The sequence below is a fragment of the Amycolatopsis japonica genome, assembly GCF_000732925.1.
GTDB lineage: Bacteria > Actinomycetota > Actinomycetes > Mycobacteriales > Pseudonocardiaceae > Amycolatopsis > Amycolatopsis japonica.
Map to the genome: position 1 here is coordinate 5377171 of NZ_CP008953.1, position 15176 is coordinate 5392346.

At 71.6% G+C, this 15176-nt stretch carries 13 protein-coding genes; 4 read left to right on the forward strand and 9 right to left on the reverse strand.

The annotated features are described in order from the left end of the window. Nucleotides 1-12: 12 nt before the first annotated feature. The 4 genes from ribH to rpe form a co-directional block, all read right to left on the reverse strand. Nucleotides 13-519, reverse strand: coding sequence for a 6,7-dimethyl-8-ribityllumazine synthase (gene ribH / locus AJAP_RS24680; RefSeq protein ID WP_037343973.1), 507 nt, complete (start codon nucleotides 517-519; stop codon nucleotides 13-15). After that, nucleotides 516-1790, reverse strand: coding sequence for a bifunctional 3,4-dihydroxy-2-butanone-4-phosphate synthase/GTP cyclohydrolase II (locus tag AJAP_RS24685; RefSeq protein ID WP_174492104.1), 1275 nt, complete (start codon nucleotides 1788-1790; stop codon nucleotides 516-518). The genes ribH and AJAP_RS24685 overlap by 4 nt, the downstream gene beginning before the upstream one ends. Before the next feature lie 56 nt (nucleotides 1791-1846). Continuing rightward, the gene (locus AJAP_RS24690) at nucleotides 1847-2470 is read right to left on the reverse strand and encodes a riboflavin synthase (RefSeq protein WP_016333119.1); all 624 of its coding nucleotides are present in this window, start codon (nucleotides 2468-2470) and stop codon (nucleotides 1847-1849) included. 112 nt (nucleotides 2471-2582) lie between these two features. Further along, nucleotides 2583-3251, reverse strand: coding sequence for a ribulose-phosphate 3-epimerase (gene rpe / locus AJAP_RS24695; protein WP_007029650.1), 669 nt, complete (start codon nucleotides 3249-3251; stop codon nucleotides 2583-2585). 145 nt (nucleotides 3252-3396) lie between these two features. Between rpe and AJAP_RS24700 the strand changes: the two genes are divergently transcribed. From AJAP_RS24700 to AJAP_RS24710, 3 genes are all read left to right on the forward strand, one after another. Then, complete coding sequence (locus AJAP_RS24700) at nucleotides 3397-4632, forward strand: sensor histidine kinase (protein WP_038515572.1); 1236 nt, start codon at nucleotides 3397-3399, stop codon at nucleotides 4630-4632. Continuing rightward, nucleotides 4629-5288: a response regulator transcription factor gene (locus tag AJAP_RS24705; protein ID WP_038515574.1), complete on the forward strand. Its 660-nt coding sequence runs from the start codon at nucleotides 4629-4631 to the stop codon at nucleotides 5286-5288. Before AJAP_RS24700 ends, AJAP_RS24705 begins: the two co-directional genes overlap by 4 nt. A gap of 82 nt (nucleotides 5289-5370) precedes the next feature. After that, the gene (locus AJAP_RS24710; RefSeq protein ID WP_038515575.1) at nucleotides 5371-6486 is read left to right on the forward strand and encodes a serine hydrolase domain-containing protein; all 1116 of its coding nucleotides are present in this window, start codon (nucleotides 5371-5373) and stop codon (nucleotides 6484-6486) included. Here the strand turns inward: AJAP_RS24710 and AJAP_RS24715 are convergent. The 4 genes from AJAP_RS24715 to ggt form a co-directional block, all read right to left on the reverse strand. Further along, a complete protein-coding gene (locus AJAP_RS24715) occupies nucleotides 6483-6989 on the reverse strand; it encodes a flavoprotein (protein WP_038515577.1) in 507 nt (168 codons plus the stop codon). The genes AJAP_RS24710 and AJAP_RS24715 overlap by 4 nt on opposite strands. Continuing rightward, a complete protein-coding gene (locus AJAP_RS24720; protein WP_143202574.1) occupies nucleotides 6986-8422 on the reverse strand; it encodes an RsmB/NOP family class I SAM-dependent RNA methyltransferase in 1437 nt (478 codons plus the stop codon). The genes AJAP_RS24715 and AJAP_RS24720 overlap by 4 nt, the downstream gene beginning before the upstream one ends. Then, nucleotides 8419-9345, reverse strand: a complete 927-nt coding sequence (gene fmt / locus AJAP_RS24725; RefSeq protein ID WP_038515579.1) for a methionyl-tRNA formyltransferase — start codon at nucleotides 9343-9345, stop codon at nucleotides 8419-8421. The genes AJAP_RS24720 and fmt overlap by 4 nt, the downstream gene beginning before the upstream one ends. Nucleotides 9346-9550: 205 nt before the next feature. After that, nucleotides 9551-11362, reverse strand: a complete 1812-nt coding sequence (gene ggt, locus AJAP_RS24730) for a gamma-glutamyltransferase (RefSeq protein ID WP_038515580.1) — start codon at nucleotides 11360-11362, stop codon at nucleotides 9551-9553. Nucleotides 11363-11459: 97 nt separating this feature from the next. Here ggt and AJAP_RS24735 point away from each other — a divergent pair, with 97 nt between their 5' ends. Next, on the forward strand, nucleotides 11460-12839 hold the full coding sequence (locus AJAP_RS24735; protein ID WP_038515582.1) for a hypothetical protein: 1380 nt from the start codon (nucleotides 11460-11462) through the stop codon (nucleotides 12837-12839). A 75-nt stretch (nucleotides 12840-12914) separates the two neighbouring features. Here the strand turns inward: AJAP_RS24735 and AJAP_RS24740 are convergent, their stop codons facing one another. Beyond that, a complete protein-coding gene (locus AJAP_RS24740) occupies nucleotides 12915-15005 on the reverse strand; it encodes a primosomal protein N' (RefSeq protein WP_038515584.1) in 2091 nt (696 codons plus the stop codon). Nucleotides 15006-15176: the final 171 nt, after the last annotated feature.

Consider the following 15176-nt stretch of genomic DNA (forward strand, 5'->3'; position numbering starts at 1 on the left):
CCGCCTCGACGCTCACACGAATCCCCGCTCGGTCCACGGCTGGCGCAGGTTCCGCAGCGCGTGCGCGGCGTCCAGCGCGGCGACCGTCGCTTCGTAGCCCTTGTCCTCGACGGAGCCGGGCAGACCCGACCGGTCGAGGGCCTGCTGCTCGGTGTCGCAGGTGAGGACGCCGTTGCCGACCGGGGTGCTCTCGTCGAGCGCGACCCTGGTCAGGCCCGCGGTGACCGCGTCGCAGACGTACTCGAAATGCGGCGTCCCGCCCCGGATGACCACGCCCAGCGCGACCACCGCGTCGTGGGTGCGGGCCAGCGCCTGCGCGGCGACGGGCAGTTCGACGGCGCCCGCGACGCGCACGACCGTCGGCTCCTCTTCCAGGTCGGCGGCCTTGGCCGCCTCGAGGGCGCGGTCCAGCAGGGCGCTCGTGATCTTCGTGTGCCAGCGTGTGGCCACGATCCCGAGCCGGATGTTCTTACAGTCGGACAGGTCGAGTTCGACGTCCGGACGGCCTTCGCCGCTCACCGCGTGCCACCTCCGTTGCCCTGGTCGACCTCGGCGCCGACCTGGTCGAAATGCTCCAGCTGGGACAGGTCGTGCCCCATCCGGTCCCGTTTGGTCTTGAGGTAGCGCAGGTTCTCCGGGTTCGGCGAGATCGGCAGCGCGACCCGCCCGGTGACCCGCAGGCCGTAGCCCTCCAGCCCGACACGTTTGGCCGGGTTGTTCGTCAGCAGCCGCATCGAGCGGACGCCGAGGTCGCACAGGATCTGCGCGCCGGTGCCGTAGTCCCGCGCGTCGGCGGGGACGCCGAGCTGCAGGTTCGCGTCGACGGTGTCCGCGCCGGCGTCCTGCAGCTGGTAGGCCTGCAGTTTGTGCAGCAGCCCGATGCCGCGGCCCTCGTGGCCGCGGATGTAGAGCACGACGCCGCGGCCTTCCTTGGCCACCGCTTCCAGCGCGGCCTCCAGCTGCGGGCCGCAGTCGCAGCGCAGCGAGCCGAAGACGTCACCGGTCAGGCACTCGGAGTGCACGCGGACCAGGATGTCCTCGCCGTCGCCGATCTCGCCGTAGACGAACGCGATGTGCTCGATGCCGTCCAGCAGGCTGTCGTACCCGACCGCGCGGAACGTGCCCGCCGAAAGCGGGATCCGCGCCTCGGCCACCCGCTCGACCTGCTTCTCGGTGCGCCGCCGGTACGCGATCAGGTCGGCGATGGTGATCATCTTGAGGTCGTGGTCCGCGGCGAAGACCTCGAGTTCGTCGCGGCGGGCCATGTCGCCCTCGTCCTTCTGCGACACGATCTCGCAGAGCACCCCGGACGGCGAAAGGCCGGCCAGCCGGGCCAGGTCGACGGAGGCTTCGGTGTGCCCCGGGCGCCGCAGGACGCCGCCCTGCTTGGCGCGCAGCGGGACCACGTGGCCGGGCCGCCGGAAGTCCGACGCCTTGGACGCCGGGTCGGCGAGCAGCCGGACGGTATGCGACCGGTCGGCCGCGGAGATGCCGGTGGTGATGCCCTCGGCGGCGTCGACCGTGACGCTGTACGCGGTGCCGCGCTGGTCCTGGTTCGTGTGGTACATCGGCGGCAGGTCGAGCCGGTCCGCCTCGGCCTCGGTCAGCGCCACGCAGACGTAACCCGAGGTGTAGCGCACCATGAAGGCCATCAGTTCCGGCGTGGCCTTCTCCGCCGCGAAGATCAGGTCGCCCTCGTTCTCGCGGTCCTCGTCGTCCACCACGACGACCGGACGGCCCGCCTTGATGTCGGCGATCGCCGCCTCGATGGCATCGGCGTTCACTGCCACCACCCCGCCCGCACAGGGGGTCAGATCGGCCGACCCCGGAATCGCACTCGTCTCGCTCACGCCCGCTCCTCCGTACCGCCATTGTCCCCCTGCGCGCGCAGGTGCGGCATGGCCAGCTTCTCGACGTACTTGGCGACCACGTCCACCTCGAGATTCACCAGGTCACCCGGGGTGTTCCGGCCGAGCGTGGTGAGTTCGAGCGTGGTCGGGATCAGGGCGACGGAGAACTCCTCGTCGGTCACCGAAGCGACCGTGAGGGAGACGCCGTCGACCGCGATCGACCCCTTCTCGACGACGTACCGGGACAGCTTCTTCGGCAGCGCGAACGTGGTGAGTCCCTGCTCGTCGCGTTTGAGGAAGACGCCGGTGCCGTCGACATGGCCTTGCATGATGTGCCCGCCGAGCCTGCCGCCCGCCGGCGTCGCGCGTTCGAGGTTGACGACGTCGCCGACCTGCACCTTCGCGAGGCTGGAGCGCTGCAGGGTCTCGTGCACGACATCGACGGTAAACTCACCGCCCGCCACCGCGACCACGGTGAGGCACACGCCACTCACCGCGATGGAGTCGCCGTGCCCGGCGTCGCTGGTCACCAGCGGCCCCCGAACGGTCAGTCTCGCGGCGTTCGGGACCTGCTCGACCGCGGTGACCTCGCCGAGTTCCTCGACAATGCCGGTGAACACTCCTGCTGCCCTCCTCCTGGCTCGCACCGCCGCTGGGAACGGTGCTCCCCTCATCCAACACCCCTCGCGGCCGATTCCTTCTCCTGACCCGACGGCGGATCACGAGGCGGGATCAGCCGCGGACGCGGGCCGCCTGCTCACGAAGCGCCGCGACGGCCTTACCAGGGTCTTCGGCGCCGTAGACGGCGGAACCGGCGACGAAGCAGTCCACTCCGGCTTCGGCGGCCTGCTCGATGGTGTCGGCGTTGATCCCGCCGTCGATCTCGACGACGAGTTTGAGGTGGCCGGTGTCGACCAGGCGCCGCGCGGTGCGGACCTTGTCGAGGACGCCCTCGATGAACGACTGACCGCCGAAACCGGGCTCGACCGACATCACCAGGAGCGTGTCGTAGTGCTTGAGGGTCTCGAGGTGGTCCTCGATCGGCGTGTTCGGCTTGATCGACAGGCCGGCCTTCGCCCCGGCGGCGCGCAGGTTCTTCGCCAGCGCGATCGGGTCGTGCGCGGCCTCGACGTGCACGGTGACGTTGTAAGCGCCCGCTTCGGCGTACCCGATGGCCCACTTGTCGGGGTTCTCGATCATCAGGTGGCAGTCGATGGGGACGTCGGTGGCCTTGAGCAGCGACTGCACCACGGGCAGGCCCAGGGTCAGGTTCGGCACGAAGTGCGCGTCCATGACGTCGACGTGGACCCAGTCCGCGCGGGTGTCGCCCTCCCCCGCGACGGCACGGATCTCGTCGCCGAGCCGGGCGAAGTCCGCGGAGAGGATGCTGGGTGCGATCAAAGGTCGGTGAGCCACGCGCCCGAGTGTAGGAGGACGCCGCTAACGCCCGCTAACCGGCTGTGACCGTCGACCCGGTCTGGAGTATGACGCGAAATGGCACCGCAGTGGGAGGTGCGCGCACGCGCCGCCGAATAGCGTTCCCCTCATGGTCAACCCACTCAAGCCCCTCGTGCGGATCGGCAGCTACCGCAGCGTCCCGTTCGGACTCCTCGGCATGGCGATGACGGCGATCCCGTTCCCCATCGCGCTCATTCCCGCCGTCCTCCTCCCGGGCGACGTGTGGGCGAAGATGGCCTACGGCGTGCTCGCCATGGGCGTGCTGGTCGTGCTGGCCGGTTTGCCCGGACCGATGCGCCGGGTCGGTATCTGGTTCTCCAACCAGATGCTGGACGCCCGGATCGCGCAGCCTCCGCAGCACACGAAGGTCGCCTGGTCGGAGCGCTGGCGCTCGGCGGCCTGGCTGCTCGTGCACACCGCGCTCGGCTGGGTGCTGTTCGGCCTCGGCTGTTTCCTGATGCTCGGCTTCGTGTTCGCCATCGTGTGGGCGGGAGGCGGCGGCAGCCCCATCGAGTTCTTCGGGGAACGGGTGACGATCGAATCGGGCACCGGCGGGCTGTGGACGCTGCCGATCGCGCTGGTCACGCTCGTCGTCATCGCCTACGTCCTCGCCGGTTTCAGCAAGCTGTTCCAGTACGCCGCGGTCGCCCTGCTTGGCCCGTCCGCCGCCGAACGCGTCGCCGCGGCGGAAGTCCGGGCGAACCACTTCGAGCAGCGCAACCGGCTGGCCCGCGAACTGCACGACTCGATCGGCCACACGCTGACGACGTCGACCATCCAGGCCGCCGCGGCCGCCGAACTGGTCGATTCCGAACCACAGCTGGTGCGCCGGGCACTGGGCACCATCGAGGAGTCTTCGAGGGCGGCGCTCGAAGACCTCGACCACGTACTCGGCCTGCTGCGGGACGACCGGTCGTCCCGAGAGCCCGAACGGCGGCTCATCGAGGCCGGGACACTGGCCGAACGGGCCCGCGCGGGCGGCGCTGAGATCGACTACGAGCTCACCGGCCCCGCCGCCGAACTGCCCGCGACCCTTTCGCGGGAGGCGTACCGGATCGTCCAAGAAGGACTGACGAACGCGTTGCGGCACGCCCATCCCGGCCCGGTGAGCGTGCGGGTCGCGGTACTCGCCGACGCGCTGCGGATCGAGATCGTGAACCCGCTCATGGAGCACGCGGCCGCCTCCGGCCGCGGCGGCAACGGGCTGCCGGGGCTCACCGAACGCGTCGAGGCCCTGCGCGGGGAGCTCGTCGCGGGCCCCGCCGTCGACGGGGAACCGTTGTGGCGGCTGGTGACCACGATCCCGCTACGGTCGCGCTCATGACACTGCGCGTCCTGATCGTCGACGACGAACCCTTGCTGCGAGCCGGTTTGCGTTCCCTGCTGGACAACCAGCCGGATCTGACCGTGGTCGGCGAGGCGGGCGACGGCGGCGAGGTGGTCGATCTGGTGCGGCGGACACATCCCGACGTGGTCCTGATGGACGTGCGCATGCCCGGGGTGGACGGGATCGAGGCGACCCGGCGGGTGCTCGCCGAAATCCCGGACCCGCCGAAGGTCCTCGTGATCACGACGTTCGACAACGACGACTACGTCTACGACGCCCTGCTGGCCGGGGCCAGCGGATTCCTGCTGAAGCGGGCGCGCAAGGAGGAGTTCGCGCACGCCATCCGGACGATCGCCGCCGGGGAGACGCTGCTGTTCCCCGACGCGATCCGCCGGATGGTCACCGCGCGCCCGGCGCCGTCCGGCCTCGCTCCCCGCCCGTCGTCGCTGACGAAACGGGAGACCGAGGTGCTGCGGCTCATCGCCACCGGGAAGTCCAATGTGGACATCGCGGCCGAGCTGGTCATCAGCCTCGAAACCGTCAAGACCCATGTGGGCAACATCTTCGGGAAACTGGGCGCGGCCAACCGGAGCCAGGCCGTGGTGTTCGCCTACGAGACCGGCGTCGTCGCGCCGGGGCACAGCCTGCGCTGAGCGGCATGGTGGGGCAAACCCCAGTAAGGCGTGGGGGTTCACCCCATGGCCACCGCGTCCGAGCCTCCCTAGCGTGGAACCCATGCGAAAATCCTTGCCAGGCAAGAAGATCGTCGCCGTCGGTTCACTGGTCGCGCTGCTCGCCGCGACGACCGCCACCCCGGCTTTGGCCGTGACCCACCCGCGGGACGAAGTCGACAAAGCGCTGAAAACACTGGTGCAGGACGGCGTCCCCGGCGCGCAGGCGACCGTGACGAGCCCTTCCGGGCGGTCGTGGTCGGAGCGTGAGGGCGTCGGGAACGCCGAGACCGGGACACCGTTCCCGCACGACTCGAAGTTCCGGGCGGCCAGCATCACCAAGACCTTCGTCGCGGTCGTGGTCCTGCAGCTGGTCGCCGAGGGGAAGGTGCGGCTGGACGCGCCGATCGACCGCTACCTGCCCGGTCTCGTCCACGGGAACGGCAACGACGGCACCAAGATCACCGTCCGGCAGCTGCTGCAGCACACGAGCGGGCTGTACAACTACGTCCGCGATCTCGACATCGACGAGTGGCGGCATCGCGGCGCCGAACCCGGGGAGCTGCTGGCGGTCGGTCTGGCGCATCCGCCGGACTTCGCGCCGGGCACGAACTGGAAGTACTCCAACACGAACTACGTCATCGCGGGCATGCTCATCGAGAAGCTCACCGGCCGCTCGGTCTCCACCGAGATCCGGAAGAGGATCGCCGAGCCGCTCGGCCTGCGCCACACCTACCTGCCGTCGCGCGGCGACGAGCGCCTGCCGCTTCCGCACGCCAGGGGCTACGCGCCGGGTCTCGTCGACTACACCGAACTGGATCCCTCGCTCGCCGGAGCCTCCGGCGGGATCGTTTCGACCGGCGCGGAGCTGAACCGCTTCTACGGGGAGCTCGTCGACGGCCGTCTCCTGCACCGGGCACAGCTGGCGGAGATGCAGCGGACCGTGCCGGCGGGTCTGGGCATCCCCGGCGCGGAATACGGGCTCGGGATCGCGTCGGTGCCGCTGTCCTGCGGCGGGAGGTTCTGGGGCCACGGCGGCAACCTCCGCGGCTTCGCGAACATCTCGGGGGCGGTCCCGCACGGGAAGAAGGTGAACGTCGTGGTCAACCAGGACCCGCTGCCGGACGGGGCGTCGGCGCATCTCGTGGCCGCGGTCGACACGGCGTTCTGCGCCCGCTAGATCGCCGGGAGCAGGTCCAGCACCGAGGTCCACGCGGTTTCCGGGGTGAGCCTCGTGGTCGTGACCCCGGCGGAGGCGAGCGTGTCGAGATGGCGCCGCCACGCCGGATGGTGCACCCGGGTGTCCTGGATCTGGTAGCCCAGCACGATCGTGATGCCCGGCGTGCCGAGGACGTCGCCGAGCAGGGTCAGCGCCTGGTTGTCGGCGATGCCCAGCGCCAGTTTCGCCACGGAGTTGGCGGAGGCGGGCGCGAACAGGAACACCTCCGGATCCGGATGCGGGCGGGGTTCGCCCGGTAGCCGGGAGGTGCTGCGGACCGGCAGCTCGGTGCACTTTTCCAGGTCACCGAGCCCGCCGGTCGTCTCCAGCCAGCGGGCCGCGGTGGGGGTCAGCGTGATCGCGAGCTCCCAGCCGCGGTCCGCGGCCGGTTTCGCGAGCTGCGCGGCGAACCGGGTGTCCAGTCCGCCGCACGAGCTCGCGACCAGGCCGAGGACCCTGCTCACCCGGCGGTGTCCGGCTTCCGCAGCACGGCGCAGAACATCGCGTCCGTGCCGTGGCGGTGCGGCCACAGCTGGACGTACGGGCCGTTGCCGAGCTGCGGGACGCCGGGGAAGAACTCCCGCGCGTCGACGATCTGGGCACCGGCGCGGCGCGCGGTCTCCCCCACGACGCCTTCGGTCTCGGCCAGATGCGGCGAGCAGACGACGTAGGTGACGATGCCGCCGGGCCGGACCAGGTCCAGTGCCGCGGTGATCAGCTGGCCCTGCAGTTTCGTCAGGTCCGCGATGTCGCTGGGCTGGCGGCGCCAGCGTGCCTCGGGGCGGCGCCGCAGTGAGCCGAGACCGCTGCACGGCGCGTCGACGAGGACGCGGTCGTAGCCCGGTTCGAGACCGGTCTCGCGGCCGTCGGCGACGTGCACGGTCACCGGCAGGTCCTGGACGGCCTTCTCGATCAGCTTCGCGCGGTGCGGGGCCTTTTCGACGGCGTCGACGGTCGCGCCCGCGGCCACCGCGAGCGCGCCGAGCAGCGCCGCCTTGCCGCCCGGACCGGCGCACAGGTCCAGCCACCGCACGTCGGTGCCGGAGACCGGGACCCTCGTGACGGCGTAGGCGCACAGCTGGCTGCCCTCGTCCTGGACCGCGGCCAGCTTTTCCTTGATCGGCTCGAGGTCGCCGGGGTCACCGGAGCCCGCGGGCAGCCGGACGCCATAGGGCGAGTACGGCGCGACGTCGCCACCGGTGATGGCGGCCAGCTCCTCGGCGCTGATCTCGCCGGGCCGGGCGACCAGGTGGACGTCGGGGCGGTCGTCGTCGGCCTCCAGTGCCGCCTTCAGCTCCGCGCCCTTGTCCCCCAAGGCTTCCGCGAACGACCGCGCTACCCAGCGCGGATGCGCCGTCCGCAGGGCGTAGGCGCCGATCGGGTCGGCGGCCTCGTCGGGGGCCAGCTCGTTCAGCCAGGTCTCTTCGTCCTTTTCGGACACCGAGCGCAGCACGGCGTTCACGAAACCCGCGATCCAGGAACCGACTTCGGCGCGGACGAGGTCCACAGTGGACCCGACAGCGGCGTGCTGGGGGATGCGAGTGCGCAGCAGCTGGTACGCGCCGAGCCGGAGGCCGTCCAGCACGATGGCGTCGACCTTCTCCAGCGGACGGTCCAGGCAGGCCGCGATGACGGCGTCCAGCATGCCGACCGCGCGGCAGGTGCCGTAGGTCAGTTCGGTGGCCAGCGCCGCGTCGCGGCCGGAGATCCGGCGGTTGCGCAGCAGTTGCGGCAGCACCAGGTTCGCGTACGCGTCGTCTTCGCGGACCGCGCGCAGGACGTCGAAGGCGACCTGCCGGGCCGGGTCGATCTGCGGCGGGCGGCTGGGCCCTTCCTTGCGCGGGGCCGGGCGGCCTCGCTGCGGCCTCGACGGCCGGCGTTCCCTACGCTCGTTCACTGCAGGCGCTCTCCTTGTTCGATCCTCGTACCGCGCGCCCAGTCGGTGGCCGCCATCCGCTTCTTCCCCTGCGCCTGCACCTCGCCCAGCCGCACCGGCTTCGACGCCGTGCCGACCAGCACCCGCTTGCGCTCCACGACGAGTTCGCCGGGCGGGGGCCCCGGCTCGTCCACGACCGTCACCGGGCCGAGTTTCAGCCGCTCGCCCCGGAACTCCGCCCACGCGCCCGGCTCCGGCGTGACCGCGCGGATCTGCCGGTCGACCGCGGCGGCCGGGTCGGCGAACGACACGCGCGCGTCCTCGACGGTCACCTTGGGCGCGTAGCTCACGCCGTCGCCGGTCTGCTCGACCGCGCGCAGCGAACCGTCGGCGATTCCGTCCATCGTGGACACGAGCAGTTTCGCCCCGGACTCCGCCAGCCTGCCGAGCAGTTCGCCCGCGGTGTCGGTGGCGGCGATCTGCTCGGTGACCACGCCGTAGACCGGGCCCGCGTCGAGTTCCTTGACGATGCGGAACGTCGAGGCGCCGGTGATCTCGTCCCCGGCGCGGATCGCGGCCTGGACCGGCGCGGCGCCGCGCCACGCGGGCAGCAGCGAGAAGTGCAGGTTGACCCAGCCGTGCGCCGGGATGTCCAGCGCGGCCTGAGGCAGCAACGCCCCGTACGCGACCACGGGGCACGCGTCGGGCGCGATCTCCGCGAGCCGGGCGAGGAACGCGGGGTCGCTCGCCTTCGGCGGGGTCAGCACCTCGATCCCGTGCTCGTCGGCCAGCGCGCCGATCGGCGATCGGACGACGCGGCGGCCGCGGCCTGCCTGGGCGTCCGGACGGGTCACGACGGCGACGACCTCGTGCTGCTCGGACGCGAGGAACGCGCGCAGCGACGGGACCGCGGGTTCGGGGGTGCCGGCGAAGACGAGGCGCATCAACGCACCTCCGCCGGGGGGACGGGTACCTCTGACTGGGCGAACATCGCCGCTCAGTCTAGAAGGAGCTCACCACCCCGGCGCGCTCGCTCTCCCTCTGCGATGCGGCGGATGCTAGGAACGGTCCTTTCCTTGCGAAATTTGCAAGGAAAGGACCGTTCCTAGCGCGCGAAAGGGCCGAAGAGGCCTTCGCGAGCGAGGCGTCCTAACGCGGCGGCCAGGGCAGCACGACGGCCGCCGAGCCGCCTCCCCGGCGCGTGGGTTCGGCCGCGGCGAGCCACCGGCCGTCCCGCAGCCGTTCGACGCCGGTCGCCGCCCCGATCTCCGCGGGCGTCGTCGAGAAGCCCTGCCCCTTGGCCTTCAGCACCTTGAGCACCTCGGTCTGATCCAGGAACGCCTGCTCGACCTGCGCGGCCGCGGAGTTCCGCTGCGAGGCGCGCGGTTCGGCGATCGCGTCGACCAGTTTCAGCCCGCGATCGATCCGGCCGGTGAGGATCTGCAGCACCGTGGTGATGATCGACGCGCCACCGGGCGAGCCGACGGCGAGGAACGGCTTGCCATGGTCGAGCACGATGGTCGGCGCCATCGACGAACGCGGCCGCTTCGCCGGGCCCGGCAGGTTCGGGTCGGGCACGCCCGGCGTCACCGGGGTGAAGGAGAAGTCGGTCAGTTCGTTGTTGAGCAGGAAGCCGCGGCCCGGGACGACGATGCCGCTCCCGCCCTCCTGCTCGATGGTCAGCGTGTAGGCGACGACGTTGCCCCACCGGTCGGCGACCGTGAGATGCGTGGTGTTCTCGCCCTCGTACGGGGTCGGCGCGGGGTTCGCCCCGGCCACGCACGGGGTGGGCTTGCGCGGGTCCGCCGGCGCGACCGGACTGGTCCCGGCCTTCGCGGCGTCGATCAGGCACGCGCGGCTGTCGGCGAACTTCTGGCTGATCAGCTCCTTCGCCGGGACGTCGACGAAGGCCGGGTCGCCGATCCACCGGTTGCGGTCGGCGAAGGCGTACCGGGTCGACTCCAGGAAGTAGTGCAGGTAGTCGGCCTTCTCCAGCTTCGAGAGCTTCGTGTTCTCGAGGATGTTCAGTGCCTCGCCGACGGTCAGCCCGCCGGACGAGGGCGCGGGCATGCCGTAGACGTCGAGACCGCGGTACTGGGTCTTCGTCGGCTTCCGCTCGACGACGCGGTACTTCGCGAGGTCGGCCGCGGTCATGTCACCGGGGCGCACCTTCAGCGTCGACGCGGGGTCGACCGGCGGCTTCCGCACGGTGTCGACGACGTCCGCGCCGATCGGGCCGCGGTAGAGCACGTCGGTGCCCTTCGCGGCGAGCTGCGCGTACGTGCCCGCGAGGTCCGGGTTCTTGAACGTCGTGCCGACCGCGGGCGGCGCGCCGCCGGGCAGGTACAGCGACCGGGTGGACGGGAACGCCGAGAACCGGGCGGCGTTGTTCGCGATCTGGGTGTTGAAGGTCTGGTCGACGGTGAAACCCTTGCGGGCGAGGTCTTCGGCGGGTTTGACCGCCTTCGCCAGCGACTTGGTCCCCCACTTGCGCAGGGCTTCCTGCCAGGTGGCGGGCGTACCGGGGACGCCGACGCCCAGTCCGCTGGTGACGGCCTCGGCGAACGGGATCGCCTTGCCGTTCTCGACGAAGAGGTTCTCGTTCGCGGTCGACGGGGCGGTCTCGCGGCCGTCGAGGGTGTGCACCTTGCCGGAGCGCGCGTCGTAGTAGACGAAGAAGCCGCCACCGCCGAATCCGGCGGAAAACGGGTCGGTGACGCCGAGGGCGGCGGCGGTCGCGACGGCGGCGTCGACGGCGTTGCCACCCTCGCGCAGGATCTTCGTGCCGATCGCGGTCGCGTCCGCGTCGATACTCGACACCGCGCCCAGATAGCCGACGGCGGTGGGCGATTTGGGTGTCGGTGGCGCTGCCGCCGCCATCCCCGGCGCGGCGGCGCCGACCAGGACGGCGATCGCGGTGACTGCGGTGATGCGTACCGGAGTGCTTCTGTGCGCGGCCATGGCGCGAGTCTGCCCCGCCTGTCCACCCCGGACAAGACCCGCCGAGACCTGCGTTCGTCGGTGGTGCGGCCGTGGCGGGATGAGCAGAATGCGGGCCATGAAGACTCCCGGCAGGCGGTGGGGCGCCTTCCTCCCGCTGCTCATCGCACTTCCCGTCCTCGCTGTCCCCGGTGTCGCGCAGGCAGAAGGCGCGAGCGCCTGCTTCGACGACTCCGCCGCGATCACCGTCGAGGAGAAGCGGCTCACCGCGACCATGCCTTCGGGTGGTCCGGCGGTCGGCCCGGAACTCGTCCGGCTCGCCGGATTCGACAAGCTCGTCTCCGACTTCACGGCGCGCCTCTGCGCCACGAAGACCGCTTTGCGGGCCGAGAAGCTCGCCGAGACCGCCGGTGAGGGGCTCTGGCGCACCGCGGTCGACCGCGCGCAGGGCCGCCGTCCGGATCTCGGCAGCATCGACAAGGCCGACGACCGGCCGCTCTACTGGGCCCGCCTCCAGATGAGCAAGGCGTTGCGGCAGTGGACGCCGCGTTTCCCGCTGTCCGCGCCCGCCCGGGCGGAGCTGCTGAAGACGTTCGACTTCGGCGCGCGGGGACTCGACGATTCCCGCTTCCCCGCCGGTCCGAAGCTGCGGCGGGTGCTGGTGAGCGGGTTCGATCCGTTCACCCTCAACGGCGCGGGCGTCCGCATCGCGAACCCGTCGGGCGCGGCGGCGCTGCATCTCGACGGCAAGACCATCCAGACGCCGACCGGGCCCGCGCTGGTGCAGGCCGTGTCGTTCCCGGTGGTGTGGCGCTACTTCGACGCCGGAATCGTCGAGGCCGCCTACGGCCAGGCGTTCAAGGACCGGTTCCGCCGTCCGGAGCTGATCATGACGATCAGTCAGGGTCGTCCCGGCCGCTTTGACATCGAGCGGTGGGCCGGCGCGTGGCGCGGCGGTTCGCCGGACAACCTCGACGAGCCCGTCCGCGGCCAGGTCCCGCCCGCCGACGGCTGGCCGCAGCCGGACGTCCAGTTCATCGAAACCACGCTGCCGTACGAAAAGATGCTCGCCGCGCCCGCCGGGGCGTATCAGGTGCTGTACAACGAGGCGTTCTGCGTCTGGCCGGACAGCACGAAACCGGGGACGGGGACCGCGGTGTGCCGGACGGACGCGCCGAAGCCCGGTGAGGTCGCCGCTTCCGGTGGCGGCGGCAACTACCTGAGCAACGAGTCCATGTATCGCAGCAACCGGCTCCGGACGGGCCTCGGTCTGACCGGGATCGCGGGCGGGCACCTGCACACCCCCGTCCTCGGCACGCCCACCGATCCTTCGGCCCTGACCGACGCCGATTTCGAGGCGCGGCGGGCGGCGATCTCATCGCAGATCGTCACGCTGCTCACCGCCGCTCTGGGCGGCTCCGCCACGAAGGCCGCTTCGCCCGCTCCGGGCGCCTCGGCCCGCGCCGACGTCCTCGCGACCCCCGGCACGACCCTCTGACCCCACGCATTTCGTCCTCTGGATGCGATGGTTCGCTGTCGAACTACCGCATTCAGAGGACGAAACGCGGGGGCGTTAGATGAGTTCCAGCGGGTCCAGCTGGATCCGGATGGGCTCGGACGCCTTGCGCGCGTCCCGGCGCGCGGCCGCGGCGTGGACGGCGGCGGCGAGCGCCTTCCCGTCCGGACGCGCGACGCGCACCAGGGCCCGCTCCCGTTCGGCGTTGCCGTCCTCGTCGACCTCGCCGAGCGGCACCGGGCCCAGCACCTCGCCGCTCTCCGGGAGGGCGAGGTCGTCGAGCAGTCCGGCGACCGCGTCCGGCGTGCCTTCGATACTCGCCATCCGCATCGCGGGCGGGAAACCGAGTTCGCGCCGCTCGGCCAGTTCGAGGCTCGCGTGCCAGCCCGGGTCCCAGCGCACCAGCGCCTGCACCACGGAAAGGCCCGCTTCCGCGCCGACGAACACGCGACCGCCTTCGGTTCCCGGCCGCACCAGGGCCGCCGCCGCCATCCAGCGCCGCAGGGTCTCCTCCCCCGCGCGCAGGTCCTGCCGCCCCAGCAGCGCCCAGCCGTCCAGCAGCAGCGCCGCGCCGTAACCGCCTTCCGCGACCGGCTCGGCGCCCGGCGTGCACACGACCAGCGCCGGTTTTCCGGGCACCGAAGCCAAAACCTCCGTCGCGCCCGAGGTCCGCACGGGGAATCCGGAGAACGCGCGGCCCAGTTCCTCCGCGGTGCGCTTCGACCCGACGACGACCGCCCGCAGCCGCACCGAACCGCATGCGGCGCAATGGAAGTTCGTCTCGGGGACGCCGCACCACCGGCAGGCCGGCGGCCTCGGCGCGCCGTCGATCAGCCCGCCCGGCAAGGAAAGCGGGCCGGCGCACCGACGGCAGTGCGCTGACGTCCGGCAGTTGCCGCACGCGAGCCCCGGGACGTACCCGCGACGTGGAACCTGCACCAGCACGGGGAATCCGCCCGCCAGCGACTGCCGCGCCGCCTCGAAGGCGACCGACGGGAGCCGCGCGGCCTTGGCCGCTTCGTCCCGCGCGACGTCGAAGTCCTCGCCGACCGGCGTGACCCTCGGCGCCGCCGCCCGAAGTTCCGGCCGGGCGGCCACGAGAGGCTGCGCCCAGCCAGATTCCACCAGGAACTGCGCTTCGGCGGTGCGCGCGAAACCGGCGACGAGCATGGAGCCCTTCGCGGCGTGCGCGCGGTCCATCAGCACGTCACGGACGTGTGGATACGGCGCGTGCTGGTCGAGGTGGACGTCGTCGCCGTCGTCCCACACCACGAACAGGCCGGGATCGGCGACCGGCGCGAACATCGCCGCGCGCGTGCCGACGACGACGCGCACCGCGCCGCGCAGCACCGCGAGCCAACGGCGATACCGCTCGGCGGGGCCGAGCCCCGCGATCAACGCGACCACGGAATCGGCGCCCAGCAAGGAAACGCACGCGTCGTGCAGCCGGGTCAGGTCACGATGGTCGGGTACGACCATGACCACACCCCGGCCCGCGGAAGCCGCGACGGCGGCCGCTTCGGCGAGGCGACGCGGCCAGTCCTCCCCCGGCAGCGCCTGCCAGACCGCGTTGGCCGGACGCCGTTCCGCGACGGCCTCCAGGAACGCCGGACCGCTCTGGTACTTCTCCCAGGCGGTGGTTTCGGGCGGCTCCGGCGTCGGCGCGGGTTCGGCGGGCGGTTCACCCTCGGCCTTCGCGTGCCGGGACGGGATCGCGAGCCGCAGGACGTCGCTGAGTGTGCCGCCGTAGCGGTCCGCGACGGACCGGCAGAGCGTGAGCAGCGCCGGGGGCAGCACGGGCTCGCTGGAGGTCACCCTGTCGATGTAGGCGAGCTTCCCGGTGAACTCCGTGGTGTCGGCGCGCTCGACCAGGTACCCGTCGACGAGCTGACCCGCGAACCGGACCCGCACCCGGCAGCCGGGGACGGCGGTTTCGTGCAGTTTCTCGGGGATCCGGTAGTCGAAGGTGCGGTCGAGATGGGTGAGCGGGATGTCCACGACGATCCGCGCGACCGGGTTCTCGGGCGCGGGGTTCTGCGCCCCGCGACGGCTGGCCGTTTTCGCGCGCGACGGCTTGGCCTTCCGCGCCGGCTCGGCCTTCGGCTCCGGAAGGTCCCACAGAGGGGTCGGTTCGGGACTGCTGCTCACCCGGTGATCTCTACCAGACACTGTCGCCAGTGCCCGCCACCGCGTGCAATGAACGGTCCGTTGCTTGCGAAATTTGCAAGGAAAGGACCTTTCATTGCACGGCTGCTGGAGCCATCTCGCGGTGGAGTGCTGTGAAGGCCTCCCGAGTACATGAAGGCCCCCTTCCTTGCG

Excerpts from the sequence above, each read along its gene's own strand:
- AJAP_RS24735 (WP_038515582.1), top strand. The coding sequence starts at position 11,460 with ATGAAGACTCCCGGCAGGCGGTGGGGCGCCTTCCTCCCGCTGCTCATC.
- AJAP_RS24705 (WP_038515574.1), top strand. The coding sequence starts at position 4,629 with ATGACACTGCGCGTCCTGATCGTCGACGACGAACCCTTGCTGCGAGCC.
- AJAP_RS24700 (WP_038515572.1), top strand. The coding sequence starts at position 3,397 with ATGGTCAACCCACTCAAGCCCCTCGTGCGGATCGGCAGCTACCGCAGC.
- ggt (WP_038515580.1), bottom strand. The coding sequence starts at position 11,362 with ATGGCCGCGCACAGAAGCACTCCGGTACGCATCACCGCAGTCACCGCG.
- fmt (WP_038515579.1), bottom strand. The coding sequence starts at position 9,345 with ATGCGCCTCGTCTTCGCCGGCACCCCCGAACCCGCGGTCCCGTCGCTG.
- AJAP_RS24710 (WP_038515575.1), top strand. The coding sequence starts at position 5,371 with ATGCGAAAATCCTTGCCAGGCAAGAAGATCGTCGCCGTCGGTTCACTG.